The organism is Sporofaciens musculi (assembly GCF_009830285.1).
Taxonomy (GTDB): domain Bacteria; phylum Bacillota; class Clostridia; order Lachnospirales; family Lachnospiraceae; genus Sporofaciens; species Sporofaciens musculi.
This window is the reverse complement of sequence record NZ_WUQX01000001.1, coordinates 4,960,775-4,972,644: the sequence shown is the minus strand read 5'-3', so window position 1 is coordinate 4,972,644 and position 11,870 is coordinate 4,960,775. Positions and strand designations below refer to the sequence as shown.

At 46.7% G+C, this 11,870-nt stretch carries 14 protein-coding genes; all 14 read left to right on the top strand.

Going from position 1 to position 11,870, the window contains the following annotated elements:
* Nucleotides 1-90: 90 nt before the first annotated feature.
* Nucleotides 91-2,301 carry an LTA synthase family protein gene (locus GN277_RS25230; protein ID WP_159755257.1) on the top strand — a complete coding sequence of 737 codons (2,211 nt, stop codon included), beginning with the start codon at nucleotides 91-93 and terminating at the stop codon, nucleotides 2,299-2,301.
* Nucleotides 2,298-3,587: a bifunctional folylpolyglutamate synthase/dihydrofolate synthase gene (locus GN277_RS25225; protein ID WP_159755254.1), complete on the top strand. Its 1,290-nt coding sequence runs from the start codon at nucleotides 2,298-2,300 to the stop codon at nucleotides 3,585-3,587. The genes GN277_RS25230 and GN277_RS25225 overlap by 4 nt, the downstream gene beginning before the upstream one ends.
* 3 nt (nucleotides 3,588-3,590) lie before the next feature.
* Entirely contained in the window at nucleotides 3,591-3,749 is a 159-nt protein-coding gene (locus GN277_RS25220) for a hypothetical protein (RefSeq protein WP_159755251.1), read from the top strand.
* Between the two features lie 21 nt (nucleotides 3,750-3,770).
* On the top strand, nucleotides 3,771-5,183 hold the full coding sequence (locus tag GN277_RS25215; protein ID WP_159755248.1) for a tetratricopeptide repeat protein: 1,413 nt from the start codon (nucleotides 3,771-3,773) through the stop codon (nucleotides 5,181-5,183).
* A 136-nt stretch (nucleotides 5,184-5,319) separates the two neighbouring features.
* Nucleotides 5,320-5,631, top strand: coding sequence for an anti-sigma F factor antagonist (gene spoIIAA / locus GN277_RS25210; protein WP_159755245.1), 312 nt, complete (start codon nucleotides 5,320-5,322; stop codon nucleotides 5,629-5,631).
* Complete coding sequence (gene spoIIAB / locus GN277_RS25205) at nucleotides 5,632-6,087, top strand: anti-sigma F factor (protein WP_159755242.1); 456 nt, start codon at nucleotides 5,632-5,634, stop codon at nucleotides 6,085-6,087. It begins immediately after the preceding gene.
* Nucleotides 6,066-6,779 carry a SigF/SigG family RNA polymerase sporulation sigma factor gene (locus GN277_RS25200; RefSeq protein WP_159755239.1) on the top strand — a complete coding sequence of 238 codons (714 nt, stop codon included), beginning with the start codon at nucleotides 6,066-6,068 and terminating at the stop codon, nucleotides 6,777-6,779. Before spoIIAB ends, GN277_RS25200 begins: the two co-directional genes overlap by 22 nt.
* A 73-nt stretch (nucleotides 6,780-6,852) precedes the next feature.
* The gene (locus GN277_RS25195; protein WP_159755236.1) at nucleotides 6,853-7,065 is read left to right on the top strand and encodes a hypothetical protein; all 213 of its coding nucleotides are present in this window, start codon (nucleotides 6,853-6,855) and stop codon (nucleotides 7,063-7,065) included.
* Between the two features lie 2 nt (nucleotides 7,066-7,067).
* A complete protein-coding gene (locus GN277_RS25190) occupies nucleotides 7,068-7,736 on the top strand; it encodes a stage V sporulation protein AA (protein WP_159755233.1) in 669 nt (222 codons plus the stop codon).
* Nucleotides 7,699-8,112, top strand: coding sequence for a stage V sporulation protein AB (locus tag GN277_RS25185; protein WP_159755230.1), 414 nt, complete (start codon nucleotides 7,699-7,701; stop codon nucleotides 8,110-8,112). Before GN277_RS25190 ends, GN277_RS25185 begins: the two co-directional genes overlap by 38 nt.
* Nucleotides 8,113-8,160: 48 nt before the next feature.
* On the top strand, nucleotides 8,161-8,619 hold the full coding sequence (locus GN277_RS25180) for a SpoVA/SpoVAEb family sporulation membrane protein (RefSeq protein WP_159755227.1): 459 nt from the start codon (nucleotides 8,161-8,163) through the stop codon (nucleotides 8,617-8,619).
* A 22-nt stretch (nucleotides 8,620-8,641) separates the two neighbouring features.
* Nucleotides 8,642-9,646: a stage V sporulation protein AD gene (locus GN277_RS25175; protein WP_159755224.1), complete on the top strand. Its 1,005-nt coding sequence runs from the start codon at nucleotides 8,642-8,644 to the stop codon at nucleotides 9,644-9,646.
* A gap of 25 nt (nucleotides 9,647-9,671) precedes the next feature.
* Complete coding sequence (gene spoVAE / locus GN277_RS25170) at nucleotides 9,672-10,028, top strand: stage V sporulation protein AE (protein ID WP_159755221.1); 357 nt, start codon at nucleotides 9,672-9,674, stop codon at nucleotides 10,026-10,028.
* A gap of 205 nt (nucleotides 10,029-10,233) precedes the next feature.
* Nucleotides 10,234-11,868, top strand: coding sequence for a Na/Pi cotransporter family protein (locus GN277_RS25165; RefSeq protein ID WP_159755218.1), 1,635 nt, complete (start codon nucleotides 10,234-10,236; stop codon nucleotides 11,866-11,868).
* The last annotated feature ends 2 nt before the right edge of the window (nucleotides 11,869-11,870 follow it).

Genomic DNA, 11,870 nt, shown 5'->3' with positions numbered 1-11,870 from the left:
ATGGGAGGCAGCATAGTTTGGAGGCAGTAAGGATAATATATATTTAGAGTGGAGCATAGACAGGCAGAAGTTTAATCATAAGGGGAGATTATGAAGAAGTTTCAAGTTAAGAAGCCGGACATAAAAGGCTCATTTCACAAACTGAAGAATATAAAAAAAGAAGATGTGAAGGTATACTGGATGGCCAGGAAAGAGCGGCGGGAGAGGATTCTTGAGGAGAGACGAAACAGCGCCTTTGCCAGAAAGATGAGGCCGGTATATCAGTTTATGAACCGGATATCGCTTTTGCTGCACGCACTTCTGGCGTGTATGATTAATTTTGCAATCGAGGCAATCTCCAGACATTCGGCTATGGAGGCATGGAAGTATATGACAGGAACGCCGCTGGTGTTCCTGTATAATGCTTTCATGATATTTATTACATTTTCCGTGGTCTATCTGGTCAAACGAAGAATGTTCGTGCGTATTATCATCAGTGTGTTGTGGCTTGCCCTTGGGGTGGCCAACGGCTATATGCTCATGAAGCGTGTGACGCCCTTTAACGCCCAGGATTTTAAGGTGGCGAAAGATGGAATTACGCTGATTAATAATTATTTTAACGGGGTAGAGCTTGTGGGGCTTGCCGTCGGGATTGGCGCAGTTGTAATCTGGGTAATCTCCATGTGGCGGCGCGGCGGACAGTATAATGGCAAGCTTCGCCGTTTGTGGGCTTTGGCAGGCGTCGGGGTCTGGTTTGTAGTATATGGGATTGTTTCTGATTTGGCGGTAGAAAAGAGGGTTGTTTCTACCTATTTTGGTAATATTGCATTTGCCTATGAGGATTATGGTCTGCCCTATTGTTTTATGGCGAGTGTGTTCAATACAGGGATTACAGAGCCAAACGATTACAATGAGAAGACTATTACTGAGATTAGCGGCAACAGGGAAATTACCAAGAGTGAGACGGGACGGGCTAAAGATGAGCTCCCCAATATTATCTTTATACAGTTGGAGTCTTATTTCGACGTGGCGGAGGCGGAATTTTTTACCACTTCGGAGGATGCCAGCCCCAACCTCCACGCTATGTATGAGAATTATTCCTCTGGCTATTTTAAGGTGCCCTCCATCGGCGCCGGAACTGCCAATACAGAGTTCGAGGTGCTTACAGGCATGAACCTTAGGTATTTCGGGCCTGGCGAATATCCTTACAAGACGGTGCTTAAGAACCAGGTGAGTGAGAGTGCGGCAACGGCTCTTGGGGCCTTGGGGTACGGAACACACGCACTCCATAACAATGGGGGGAATTTTTACAGTCGTGCCAGAGTGTTTAACAATGTTGGCTTTGACAGCTATACGAGCAAGGAGTTCATGAATATCCTGCAGACCACAGAGAATGGATGGGCGAAGGATGATATACTGATTCAGCACATTATAGAGGCGATGGATACCACAAAGGGACAGGATTTTGTATTTGGAATCAGTGTTCAGGGACATGGTGACTATCCTGAGGAGAAGATGATTGAGAATCCAAAGATTCTGGTGGAAGGAATTGCGGATGAAGGAACGAAAAATAAATGGGAGTATTATGTCAATCAAGTCTATGAGATGGATCAGTTTGCAGGTAATCTTGTGAAAGCTTTAGAAGAACGCGGAGAACCGACAGTAGTGGTATTCTACGGAGATCATCTGCCAACGATGGGCTTGAAGGCAGAGGACTTAAAAGGGCGTTATCTCTATAATACGAACTATGTGATTTGGGACAATATCGGTCTTCCCAAGGAGGACCGCAATATTCCTTCATATCAGATTATGGCGGATGTGCTGGACCGGCTGGATATCCATTCTGGTACGGTGTTTAATTATCATCAGCAGAGACGTAAGACGAAGAATTATCTGGCGGATTTGGAAATTTTGCAGTACGATCTCCTGTATGGAGAGCAGTATGTATATGATGGAAAACCTCCGATTACAGAGGGGCATATGGCTATGGGCGTGCGGGATGTGACCCTTAAGAATGTAATTCCTCATCTGGGTGAAGGATACAGCCTTTACGGGGAGAATTTTACCAAGTCCAGTAAGGTATTTGTCAATGGAGAGAGGCAGAAAAGCACATTCCTGAACAATACCCGTATTGACCTGCCGGAGACAGAGCTTGGCGAGGAGGATGAGATTGTGGTTGTCCAGATGGGCTCTAGTAATACGGTATTTCGGAAGTCGGATGCATACCTCTATCAGAACGGAGAGCTTACTGTCGAGGAGGGGACTGGTACGGATAAGAAGAAGTCCTGGGTAGAGCAGTTGGATGAGGAAGAAAAGAGATGACCTATCAAGAGGCAGTAGATTATATAGCGGGGATTCCGAAGTTTACGAAGAAGCATAGTCTTGAGCATACCAGGGAATTCTTAAGGAGGCTTGGCAATCCTGCGGTTGACCGAAAAGTAATTCATGTGGCGGGCACGAATGGGAAAGGCTCTGTATGTGCGTATCTTCAGGCGATTTTGATGGCGGAGAAGAAGCGGGTTGGTTTTTTTACCTCTCCCCATCTGGTGTCAGTAAATGAGAGGATACGGATAGACAATGTTCCTATTAATGATGAGCAGTTTACGGAGACGTTTGACGTTGTGCTGAAGGCTGCTGAGACGATGGAAGCATCAGGATGGGGACATCCTTCTTATTTTGAGTTTCTGTTTGGAATGGGGATGAAGGCGTTTGCGGGAACGGATGTGGAGTATATTATTTTGGAGACCGGACTTGGCGGGAGGCTGGATGCCACCAATTCTGTGGAGCATCCCAAGCTTACGGTGATTACGTCCATTAGCCTTGATCATACGGAGATTCTGGGAGACACCATAGAGCAGATTGCTGCGGAGAAGGCGGGAATTATTAAGAGAGGGGTTCCGGTGTTCTTTGATGGGAGCTGTCCGGAGGCATCCGGTGTAATTCATAGAATTGCCTTTGAAAATGAGGCACCCTGTAGAGAAATATCGAATCATGCGTACGAAATTCAAGAAGTTACCAGAAAATATATTGCATTTTCACGGGTGAATGCGTATGATAGAGATGTTATTATTCAGGTGCCAATCTGCGGATGCTATCAGGTTATGAACGCGGAGATTGGGCTTTGTGCAGCGGAGTATCTTCTGGAGGGTGAAGCAATCCACGAGGAACGCTGGCAGGAGGCAATTCGTACCCTGCGGTGGGAGGGAAGGATGGAGAGGATTGCCCCCCATATGGTAATTGACGGGGCCCATAATCCTGGGGCTGTCGTGGCGTTTGTGGAGAGTATGAAGGCGCTGAGGGCAGATGAGGGAGAAGGCCCGGTGATTCTGTTTTCAGCGGTCAGTGATAAGAAATATGAGCAGATGATAGAATATCTTTGCCGGAATTTGAATGTAAAGGCGTTTGTTGTCACAGAGGTGGAGGACAGAAGAAGGGTTCCTGCCGAAGAACTGGCGAAGGTGTTCCATAAGTATACCGAGAAAAGGGTAATCTGTGAGGCGAAGGTCCTGGAGGCTCTTCGCGCGGCAGAGGATGAGCGGGGAGAGGACACAGATATATACTGTCTTGGTTCCCTGTATCTGGCGGGTATGATAAAGGCAGCAATCTAAGAAATGAGTATAAAGGAGGCATGGCTCATGCTTGACTTTGAGGAAGAATTGAAGAAGTTCCAGCCAAGTCTGGAAGTGGAGGATATAGAGAAGGCGATCTATCAGGAGGACCTGACGGATATGACGGATATCCTGCGGGAAGTGATGGAGCAGGCAAAGTAGAAGAAGGATAGAGGATCGCGTATGGATTATACAACAAAGCTTTCCTACCAGTCGATGTACTGGTATAACGACGGCTTGAAGAAAGCGAAGATTCGGGATTTATCCGGTGCAATCGCGTCTTTGAGAAAGAGTTTACAATATAACAGGGGAAATATTGCATCCAGGAATCTTCTAGGATTGGTCTATTACGGCAGAGGAGATGTGGTGGAGGCGCTGGTAGAGTGGATTTTAAGCAAGAATTTCCAGTCTCATGATAATATTGCAAATTATTACATACAAAAGATGCGGGAGACTGCGGGAGAGCTGGAGGCGATCAACCAGGCTGCAAAAAGGTACAACCAGTCTTTGGATTACTGCAGGCAGAACGGTGAGGATCTGGCGATTATCCAGCTTAAAAAGGCTGTGACAGTCCATCCGTCCTATGTGAAGGCACATCAGCTTCTGGCATTAATTTATATGCATACAGAGCAGTATACATTTGCGAGGCAGTCTATCCGGACGGCGTATAAGCTGGATACTACGGATGAGTTTTCTCTGCGCTGTATGCATGAGCTGAACCAGATTCGTCGGGCAAGAAATGTCAAGATTAAGGAGAAGGAGAAGAAGGACAGGCATACAGTAACCTATAATCTTGGAAATGAGACGATAATCCAGCCGGTTTCCAACAGTATTAAGGACAATGCCGGTCTGCACACAGTCCTTAATATTGCCCTTGGACTGGTGGTGGGGGTTGCGGTTATGTGGTTTTTAATCATGCCGGCGATTAATGCATCACGTCAGGAGAGGAACAACCGTCAGACGGTGGAATTCAGTGATCAGATTGCTACTCAGACGGCGCAGATCAGCGCATTGAAAAAGGAGCTGGAGGAATATCGCTCCACAAGCGAGGAGACGGAGAATGTGCAGGCAACAGCATCCTCAACCCAGGAGAGCTATGAGATTGTGCTTAACATGGCGGCCCACTTCCGAGCAGAGGATATGGGAGATTCGGCTATGGTGGAGGAGCTTTTGAAAGTGAATCCGGATTCCCTTGGAACGGTGGGCAGAGAGAGTTATGATGAGATTGCAGGAGAGCTGTTTCCAAGAGTATGCGCCAATCTATATAGTACTTCTCAGGAGAACTTTGAGGTTGCCAACTACACAGCCGCTATCACCAATCTTGAGCAGGTAATGAAGATGGATGAAGGCTACAAAGAAGGCGCTGCTTTGCTGCTGCTTGCGCAGTCCTACGAAAAAAGCGGCGATCAGAATCAGGCAAATCTCAAATACCAGAAGCTGACAGAAAGTTATCCCGACACAGAAGCCGCCCAAACTGCCAAAGAAGCCCTTGACGCTCAGAGCGGCGCGGAGGCAGGCGCTGAAGGAAGCGAAGATGGAGAAGGAAGCAGCGACAGTGACAACGGTGGTGAGGGAGCCGGAGATGACAGCGAATAAACAGACAGCAGATAAATATGACGATAGTACACGAAGGAAAAAGGATATGCAAAAGTGCATATCCTTTTTCCTTCTTAAAAATAAATAAGAGATACGAGCAGAATCATAACCTTGGCAAGAGAAAAGGAGGATGAACATGAAATATCAGGTACAGGAAAATTGCCTGACAGTATTTTTGCCTAATGAGCTGGATCATCACAACGCAGAGGAAATCCGCAAGGAATCCGACCATCTGATTGAGCATAACCATATCCGCTATGTGATTTTTGACTTTAAGGAAACGAATTTCATGGACAGCTCAGGGATTGGAGTGATTATGGGACGCTATAAGCGAATCTATTTACTGGGAGGAGAGGTGTGTGCGGTGCATACCAATGAGAGAATGAGGAAGATATTGACTATGTCGGGAGTAACGAAAATCATGCAGATATATGAGGAGGAAGAATAGATGGAACATACCAATGAGATGCAGTTAATCTTTGACAGCCGTTCATCCAACGAATCATTTGCCCGTGTGACGGTTGCAGCATTTATGACATCCCTTAACCCTACAGTGGAGGAGGTTTCTGATGTAAAGACAGCGGTATCGGAGGCGGTTACAAACGCAATTATCCATGGCTATGAAAATGAAATACATAACATCCATATCCGTGCCCGAACTGAGGGCAGGACGCTGTACCTTGAGATTGAGGATGAGGGCAAGGGAATTGAGGATGTGAAACAGGCGATGGAGCCCCTTTTTACCACAAAGCCGGAGCTTGACAGGTCCGGTATGGGCTTCTCCTTTATGGAGGCTTTCATGGACAGCCTTGAGGTAATGTCGGCGCCGGGAAAGGGCACCACAGTAAAGATGGAAAAAACAATCGGAAAAGGACGGAGACTATGGACCACACAATCGCTTTGATTCAGAGATCTCACGAAGGGGATGAAAAAGCGAGAGCACAGTTAGTAGAGGAAAACACAGGACTTGTCTGGTGTATCGTTAAGCGATTTTATAACCGAGGCGTGGAGGCTGAGGATTTGTTCCAGGTTGGGAGTATTGGTCTGTTGAAGGCAATCGACAAGTTTGACATGTCTTTTGACGTCAAATTTTCCACCTATGCGGTTCCCATGATTTCCGGTGAAATTAAGCGTTTTCTCAGGGACGACGGAATGATTAAAGTGAGTCGTTCATTAAAAGAGCTTGCCTACAAAGCCTATCTCTGTCAGGAGAGGCTTCAGGAGAAATGGGGACGGGACCCCACGGTGGCAGAGATCGCAGGAGAGCTTGGTGTGGAGACGGAGGAGCTGACCCAGGCGCTTGACGCCAGTGGGGAGATTGAATCCCTGCACAAGCCCATTTACCAGAAAGAGGGACAGGAAGTGCGGCTGATGGATAAGCTTAAGGAGAAGGAGGGAGAAGAAGAACAGATTTTGAATCATCTGCTGTTGAAGCAGCTTCTGGCCTATCTGGACAAAGAGGAACGGCGATTGATATATCTTAGATATTTTGCGAACCAGACCCAGACTCAAGTGGGAGATACCCTTGGGATTTCTCAGGTTCAGGTGTCAAGAATGGAAAAGAAAATTTTAAAAAATTTGAGAGAACGAATATAACAGGCATACCATGAATATTTTTCTTGGAAAAGCTCCATACTAATCCCCAAAAGGAATAAAGAAGGTGGAAAGTATGGATAATGCAAGGAAAAAACTCAGGGTATGCCTGATTTGTGTCGTAATGGCGGCAGTAGTGATTGGACTAATCTATTATTTTAATGATATGAAAAGTCGCGGTAAGATTAACGAGGGAACTCTTGTGGAGAATCGCGGGGCTGATTGGCAGGACAGTGATTATATGACATGGGATACATGTAAATCAGGGTTACAGGAAAGCAGGGGATAAGCATGGCGGGCAGCGAGACGGTATATATCAAGGCGGACAGGGATGTGGAGGTTACGAAGCCGGAAGTAACTCTGGGGGATGTAATCCAGATGGAGTGTCCGAATCCGGCGATTGTTCCTCGGCTTAAAAGCCTGAAATTATTGACGTTTCACCATACAGACGATAAGCATCAGAATCGTGTTGCAATTTCAATTCTCAAGGTGATAGAACGGATCCACGAGGAATGTCCCAATGTTGATGTTCAGAATCTCGGTGAGACGGATTTCATTGTTACTTATGAGGAACAAAAGTCGGCAGGAGGAGCGGTTCATTATACAAAGCTTGCGGCAGTGGTGATGATCAGCTTCATGGGGGCCGCATTTTCTATTATGGCGTTTAATAACGATGTCGATACGTCTAAATTATTTTCCCAGATATACGAACTGTTGACAGGGCATAAGTCAGATGGCTTTACAATCCTGGAGTTGACCTACTGTATCGGCCTGGTAATCGGAATTCTGACATTCTTTAATCATTTTGGAAAGAAGAAATTTACCGTGGATCCGACGCCCATGGAGATTGAGATGCGTCTGTATGAAAATGATATTCAGACCACCTTGATTGAGACATATTCCAGAAAGGAGAAGGAGCTGGATGTGGGTACAGGTTCTAATGGCGGTCATAGGACTTAGCGCAGGAATGGTAGTGGCGGGAGGATTGTTCTCGTTCATCAGTGAACTTGGAGTGGTTTCAGATTTTGCAGACAGGACGCACACAGGCGAGCATATTCTTCTCTATGAAAATAGTGTGGCTTTGGGAGGAATTCTGGGAAATATATTCTTTATCTATGGAATCCAAATTCCCTTCGGGGCGTGGCTTCTGCCGATATTTGGATTGTTCGGCGGTATATTTGTGGGATGCTGGTCTATGGCTCTTGCGGAGATGCTGAATGTATTCCCGATTTTTGTCCGAAGGGTAAAATTACTGCGGGGAATACAATATCTGATTCTGGGAGTTGCGGTGGGAAAAGGAATAGGGGCATTAATCTTCTTTTTTAATCGTTTTTAGACTTTGGATTGTTCTTGCGGGAAATGATGAAACCAGGAGGAGAGGAAAATGGATAAACAGAAACAACAACAGGCATATGAAAATTATGTCAAGAAGAAAACGCCAGTTCATAATCTGCCGATGAATATGGCGAAAGCATTTGTGGCAGGCGGGGTAATCTGTACGGTGGGACAGGCTATCTTAAACTACTGTGGGAAGCTTGGATTAGATCAGGATATGAGCGGTGGATGGACATCCATGGTTTTGGTAGTCTTAAGCGTTATTTTAACTGGATTCAATATCTATCCCCGTATTGCAAAATGGGGAGGCGCAGGCACGCTGGTTCCCATAACTGGGTTCGCTAATTCTGTTGCAGCACCAGCGATTGAATATAAGAAGGAGGGGCAGGTTATGGGAATCGGATGTAAAATTTTTACGATTGCCGGTCCTGTAATTTTGTATGGTATATTTACGAGCTGGGTCTTAGGCTTCGGGTATTGGCTTTTGAAGATTAGCGGAATGATTTAAGAGAAAAGGCAGGTAGGGATGAATGGTAAAGGGATTGCAAAGTATTGCGTTTAGAGAGTCCCCGTATCTGGTAAGCAGCGCGTCGGTTGCGGGGAAGAAGGAGGGAGAAGGCCCTCTGGGGAAGATGTTTGATATGGTAGAGCAGGAGGATTTGTTCGGAGAAAATACATGGGAGGAAGCGGAAAGCACCATGCAGAAGGAGGCATGTCTTCTGGCAATGGGAAAGGCCCATGTTGAGCCGAAGGATGTAAGGTATCTGTTCGGCGGAGATCTTCTGCGCCAGGGAGTTGCCACCTCCATGGGGGTGGAGGAATTGGGGATTCCCATGTTTGGGCTGTTTGGGGCGTGTTCTACGTCGGGAGAAGCGCTTGCCCTTGCGTCAATGAGTGTGGCGGCAGGGTATGGGGAATATATGCTTGCTGTGACTTCAAGCCATTTCGGAAGTGCGGAGAAGGAGTTTCGTTTTCCCCTTGGGTATGCGAACCAGAGACCCTTATCCGCACAGTGGACGGTTACGGGAAGCGGCGCATTTCTCGTAGGAACCAAGCGGAGTCATGTGCGGATTACAGGCGTGACTGTGGGGAAGATTGTGGATTACGGGCTTAAGGATTCCCAGAACATGGGGGCGTGTATGGCGCCTGCCGCCTGTGATACGATTATCCGAAATCTGGAGGATTTCGACAGGACAGCGGATGATTATAACCGGATTGTGACAGGAGATCTGGGATATGTGGGCCAGAGTATTCTCTTTGATTTGATGAGGGGGAAAGGGTATGATATCAAAAAAAATCATATGGACTGCGGAATGACCATTTTCGACCAGTTGTCTCAGGATACCCATGCAGGCGGAAGCGGATGCGGCTGTGCTGCCACCACGTTGTCGGCGTATATTCTGCCGAAGCTGAATCGGGGCGAGTGGAAGCGTATACTGTTTGTTCCGACCGGAGCGCTGATGTCCACAGTAAGCTATAACGAAGGTTCAAGCGTGCCCGGAATTGCCCACGGAATCGTGTTAGAGCATTGTTAGAGGGGGGAAGCAAAGGAGAGAAGTTATGGATTATATAAATGCATTTTGGATTGGAGGTGTAATCTGTGCGTTAGTACAGATTCTTCTTGACAGAACAAAACTGATGCCAGGCCGGGTTATGGTGCTTCTGGTATGCAGCGGAGCGGTGCTTGGCGCATTGCATATCTACCAGCCTTTCCAGGATTTCGCCGGTGCCGGTGCAAGCGTGCCATTGACTGGCTTTGGCAACCTTTTGTGGAAGGGTGTGAAAGAGGCTGTAGACAAGGAAGGGTTCATTGGAATATTCATGGGCGGATTCAAAGCAAGTGCGGTAGGGATATCCGCAGCACTTGTGTTCAGTTATCTGGCATCTCTTGTGTTTGAGCCGAAAATGAAGAAGTAGCTGTTAAGACCTGCTAAGGTTGATTCACGACCCAAAAAAAGTAGTTGTTTTCTTTGTGCAGAGATGGTAATGTAAGAGAGAACCTTGTTTATGTATATCCGGAATCATACCGTACAGATTCCGGAGTTACATATTTTGCCGCCGTCCGAAAGGGAAGGCGGCGCTACATTAGTCTAGGAGGAAAACAATACCAGGGAGGAAAATAATGAATTACTTAGATATTATCATACCATTTGTCGGTGGACTCGGCATGTTCATATATGGTATGCAGATTATGGCTCAGGGGCTGGAAAATGCAGCAGGCAACAAGATGAAGTCCCTGCTGGAAGTACTGACCAAGAATAAGCTTATGGGTGTGCTCTTAGGCGCAGTAATCACAGCCGTGATCCAAAGCTCGTCCGCAACTACCGTCATGGTGGTTGGATTTGTCAATGCAGGGATTATGAATCTGACACAAGCTATGGGCGTAATAATGGGCGCCAATATCGGTACGACCGTAACAGGATGGCTGGTATCTGCGGTAGAATGGGCAAAGTTTCTAAGCCCTTCCAAGTTAGCCCCCATTGCCGTCATGCTTGGAGTTATTATCATGCTGACTGGGAAACGCCGGTCTTCTAAGGAGATTGCAAGCATTATCGTGGGTTTTGGACTGCTTTTTATCGGTATTACCACCATGTCATCAGCAGTTTCACCCCTGCAGGAGTCAGAGAGCTTCTGTAATATTTTCGTCACTCTTGGGGACAATCCGCTGCTGGGCATCCTGGCCGGTGCATTTGTGACGGCTGTAATCCAGAGTTCATCCGCATCGGTAGGTATTCTGCAGAGCCTTGCGGCAGCAGGGCTGGTTCCGTTTAGTGCGGCGGTTTATATTATTATGGGACAGAATATCGGTACTTGTGTGACGGCGATTCTGTCCAGTTTAGGGGCAAAGAAGAATGCCAAGACAGCGGCGTTAATGCACTTGCTGTTCAACGTTATTGGTACTGTGCTGTTCAGTGCCGTGGCAATTATCTATTATGAGTTTGTGAATCCGGAGATTGGGTTTGGTTATATCACACAGACACAGATTAGTATGGTTCACACAGCGTTCAATATTGGCACCACCGTACTTCTATTTCCTGTATCCGGCTGGATTATTAAGCTGGCCAAGAAGATTGGCAGAGTGGACGAGGATACGCAGGATAAGAGTATTGTACTTCTGGACGACCGTATCCTGGAGACACCCGTGATTGCTTTGCAGTCCACGGTCAGAGAGGTAGCCCGTATGGCCCAGATTGTAGAGGATTCCCTGATGGTGGCAAAGGATGTATTGTTTACACTGAAAGAAGATGACATCCAGCTTCTAAAGGAAGAAGAAACTACGGTAGATAAATTAAGCGCAGGGATTACAGAATATGCTATTAAGCTTAGTTCTCTGCAAGTCAGTGAGAAAGAGCACCAGGAAGTGGCGCATCTTTTACAGATGGTATCAGACATTGAGCGTATCAGCGATTACTGTGAAAATATTTCCGAATTTGCAGAGACTCTTCATGAGAAGAAGGTTTCCTTTTCAGAGGTAGGAACCAGACAGTTGAAGGAAATGTTTGATGTGTGTGTGGACAGCTATAGGTATGCTTTTGAAGCGTTTGCAGAACAGAACAAAGAGAAAGCGCTTACAGTTATAGAGAAGGAAACACAGGCGGATGATTTGGAGATTTCACTTCGCAGTAAGCATATCAAACGTCTGGCAAGTAACCAGTGCAACACGGAGGCGGGAATTGTGTTCCTGGATACATTGGTCTGCCTGGAGCGTATCTCAGACCATGCCCGTAATATTGCAGAGGAGGTGCTTGAAAACTGAAA